Below are 3,556 nucleotides of genomic sequence, written 5' to 3'. Positions count from 1 at the left end.
CCCCCGGCACCCCCGGACGGCTGCGCGCCTGGGCCACCAGGGCGCCCCTGCTCCCCGCCCTCGTCTTCATGGTCGCCGTGACCCAGCTGCCGTTCGTGGCGACCCTGGTGATCTCCTTCTTCGACTGGAACGCCCTCTACCCGGACGCCCGCGGCTTCGCCGGGTTCGCCAACTACTCCGAGGTCCTCACCGACCCCGACCTGCGCAAGTCGGTCCTGACCACGATCCTGCTCACGGCGTCCGTGGTCCTGGCGAGCCTGGCCATCGGGCTCGGCCTCGCGCTGCTCCTCGACCGGAGGTTCAAGGGGCGCGGGCTCGTGCGCACGCTGCTCATCGCGCCGTTCCTGCTGGTTCCGGTGGCCGCCGCACTGCTGTGGAAACACGTGCTCTACAACCCCGAGTACGGCCTCTTCAACGGCCTCCTGCACTGGGTGGGCGGGGACTCCGCGGCGCAGCCCGACTGGATCTCCAGCACCCCGCTCCTCGCCATCGAGGTCTCGCTGGTGTGGCAGTGGACGCCCTTCATGATGCTGATCCTGCTCGCGGGGCTCCAGAGCCGTGACACCGAGCTGATCGAGGCGGCCCGCATGGACGGCGCGAGCGACTGGCAGGTCTTCCGCCATCTGACTCTGCCGCACCTGCGCCGCTACCTCGAACTGGGCGCCCTGCTCGGCTCGATCTACATCGTGCAGAACTTCGACGCCGTCTTCACCCTCACCTCGGGCGGTCTCGGCACCGCGAACCTCCCCTACACCGTCTACCAGAGCTTCTACCAGGCGCACGAGAACGGCCTGGCCTCCGCGGCCGGCGTCCTCGTCGTCATCGGCTCGCTCATCATCGCGACCTTCGCGCTGCGGGTCGTCTCGTCCCTGTTCCGTGAGGAGGCGTCCCGCTCATGAGGAACGTACGCGTCAAGGGTGTCGGGCTCGGTCTGACCGCGTGGCTCGCCGGGATCCTGTTCTTCCTGCCCATCGCCTGGATGGCGCTGACCTCCTTCCACTCGGAGGAGGACGCCGCCACCAACCCGCCCTCGCTCGCCGCCTCGCTCACCCTCGACGGCTACCGCGACTTCTTCGGGGCGGGCGGCGGCGCGAGCCCCTGGCCGTCGCTCGTCAACTCCACCGTGGCCTCGGTCGTCTCGACGCTCTGCGTGCTCGTGCTGGCTCTGCCCGCCGCGTACGCCCTGTCCATCAGGCCCGTGAAGAAGTGGACGGACGTGCTCTTCTTCTTCCTGTCGACGAAGATGCTGCCGGTCGTGGCGGGCCTGCTGCCGCTCTACCTCTTCGCCAGGAACACCGGCCTGCTGGACAACATCTGGCTGCTCGTCATCCTCTACACCTCGATGAACCTGCCGATCGCGGTGTGGATGATGCAGTCCTTCCTCGCCGAGGTACCGAAGGCGGTCATCGAGGCCGCGCGGATCGACGGGGCGCGGCTGCCGACCATCCTCGCGCGCGTGGTGGCGCCCATCGCGCTGCCCGGCATCGCCGCGACCTCGCTGATCTGCTTCATCTTCAGCTGGAACGAACTGCTCTTCGCGCGGGTGCTCACCGGTGTCGTCGCCCAGACCGCGCCCGTCTTTCTGACCGGCTTCATCACCAGCCAGGGCCTGTTCCTCGCGAAGGTGTGCACCGCGTCGCTCGTGATCTCCCTGCCGGTGCTCGCCGCGGGGTTCGCCGCCCAGGACAAACTGGTCCAGGGCCTGTCGTTGGGAGCCGTGAAATGAAGGCCGCGATCGTCGAGTCCGTGGGCAAGGTCGTCGTCGGCGAGGTGCCCGACCCGACGCCGGGGCCCCGCGAGGTCGTCGTGGAGGTCGCCGCGTGCGGGCTGTGCGGCACCGATCTGCACATCCGGCAGGGGGAGTTCGCGCCGACGCTGCCGGTGGTGCCCGGCCACGAGTTCGCCGGTACCGTCGTCGCACGCGGCCGCGACGTCACCGGACTCGCCCTCGGCGACCGGGTCGCGGTCGATCCCTCGCTGCACTGCCACGAGTGCCGCCAGTGCCGGGCCGGGCGGGGCAATCTGTGCGAGCGGTGGGCCGCGATCGGCGTGACCACGGCGGGCGGCGCCGCCCAGTACGCGCTCGCCCCCGCCGCCAACTGCGTACGGCTGCCCGACCATGTACGCACCCAGGACGCCGCCCTCATCGAGCCGCTGTCCTGCGCGGTGCGCGGCTACGACGTGCTCCGGTCACGGCTCGGGGCGCACGTGCTGATCTACGGCTCGGGGACGATGGGCCTGATGATGCTGGAGCTGGCCAAGCGGACCGGCGCGGCCAGTGTCGACGTGGTCGACGTCAACCCGGGGCGGCTGGCGACGGCGGCGCGGCTCGGGGCCTCGGCGTCGGCGGCCGGTGCCGACGAGCTTGACCGCCCCCAGGGCTGGGACGTGGTGATCGACGCGACGGGCAACGCGGCAGCCATCCAGGACGGCCTCGACCGGGTCGGCAAGGCCGGCACGTTCCTCCAGTTCGGTGTCGCCGACTACGCCACGCGCGTCACCATCGACCCGTACCGGATCTACAACCAGGAGATCACCATCACCGGGTCGATGGCGGTCCTGCACAGCTACGAACGGGCGGCCGAGCTGTTCGCGGCGGGGGTCCTCGACCCGGAGGTGTTCATCAGCGACCGGCTGCCGCTGGCGGACTATCCCCGGGCACTCGACCAGTTCGCCGCAGGGCTGGGCCGAAAGATCGTCGTCGTGCCGTAATCCGGTACCGGTGAGGTGTGGCCGGGGCATACGCTCGCGGCCATGCCGAGACCTCATGGATTCCGTTACGAACGCCACGCCGACGGCACGGTCGTCATCACCCATGGCGCACGCGCCGCCGGGACGCTGCGCGGCGCCCGTGCCGAGCAGTTCCTCGCGGAGGCCGGGAGCGGGGACGCCCAGCTGGTGATGGCCCGCTGGACCGGCAATTACAAGCGCGGCAACGAAAGGGCGGCGCGGGTCCATCCGCGGAATCGGGGCTGAGAAGCCTTTTCCGCGAGTGCCGGGAAAAACCTTCCGTGGGTAAGGGAACGGCAAAGCGGGGTCGTTCGTTACCCCTGGCATGACAGCTATGACCCCCGGCTCGAACATCCCGCTGACCGCCGCCCGCGTGGCGGTGGACGTCGCCGCCCCCGTGCGGCTCGACGTATCGGGCCTGCTGCTCACCGCCGACGGCAAGGTGCGCTCCGACGACGACTTCATCTTCTTCAACCAGCCCTCGGGGCCCGGTGTGACCTACCAGTCGGGCGGTGGCACCACCCCCGACAAGATCACCGTGGACACGGCGGCCGTGCCGCCCGGCATCGAGAAGATCGTCGTCACCGCGAGCCCGGACGCGGCGGGCCAGAGCTTCCAGGGCATCGAGCCCACCGCCACCATCCGCAACGCGGACGACGGCTCCGTCCTCGCCACCTTCACCCCGCCGCAGCTCGGCGCCGAGACGGCCCTGGTGATCGTCGAGATCTATCTGCGCAACGGCGCGTGGAAGGCCCGCGCGGTCGGCCAGGGGTACTCGAACGGCCTCGCGGGCATCGCGACGGACTTCGGCGTCTCGGTCGAGGAG

The 3,556-nt window shown here is 70.3% G+C and carries 5 protein-coding genes; all 5 read left to right on the top strand.

The features are described 5' to 3' along the window. Window positions 1-899 (top strand): carbohydrate ABC transporter permease (locus GKQ77_RS29855; protein WP_219692238.1); only part of this gene is annotated, 899 nt, incomplete at its 5' end. Next, window positions 896-1,726: a carbohydrate ABC transporter permease gene (locus GKQ77_RS29850; RefSeq protein WP_219692237.1), complete on the top strand. Its 831-nt coding sequence runs from the start codon at window positions 896-898 to the stop codon at window positions 1,724-1,726. The genes GKQ77_RS29855 and GKQ77_RS29850, both read left to right, overlap by 4 nt. Further along, entirely contained in the window at window positions 1,723-2,712 is a 990-nt protein-coding gene (locus GKQ77_RS29845; RefSeq protein ID WP_219692236.1) for a zinc-dependent alcohol dehydrogenase family protein, read from the top strand. The genes GKQ77_RS29850 and GKQ77_RS29845 overlap by 4 nt, the downstream gene beginning before the upstream one ends. Before the next feature lie 42 nt (window positions 2,713-2,754). Further along, complete coding sequence (locus GKQ77_RS29840) at window positions 2,755-2,976, top strand: hypothetical protein (protein WP_219692235.1); 222 nt, start codon at window positions 2,755-2,757, stop codon at window positions 2,974-2,976. 79 nt (window positions 2,977-3,055) lie between these two features. Beyond that, window positions 3,056-3,556: TerD family protein (locus tag GKQ77_RS29835; RefSeq protein WP_219692234.1), on the top strand; the 501-nt coding region annotated here is incomplete at its 3' end.

Origin of the sequence: Streptomyces anatolicus, from assembly GCF_019400875.1 — a bacterium.
In the GTDB taxonomy this organism is placed as follows: Bacteria; Actinomycetota; Actinomycetes; order Streptomycetales; family Streptomycetaceae; genus Streptomyces; species Streptomyces anatolicus.
The sequence above is the reverse complement of the archived record's forward strand: the minus strand, read 5'-3'. Positions and strand labels throughout refer to the sequence as shown.

Bases quoted from the DNA above. Each gene is read 5' to 3' on its own strand.
- GKQ77_RS29850 (WP_219692237.1), top strand. From the start codon at position 896: ATGAGGAACGTACGCGTCAAGGGTGTCGGGCTCGGTCTGACCGCGTGG.
- GKQ77_RS29845 (WP_219692236.1), top strand. From the start codon at position 1,723: ATGAAGGCCGCGATCGTCGAGTCCGTGGGCAAGGTCGTCGTCGGCGAG.
- GKQ77_RS29840 (WP_219692235.1), top strand. From the start codon at position 2,755: ATGCCGAGACCTCATGGATTCCGTTACGAACGCCACGCCGACGGCACG.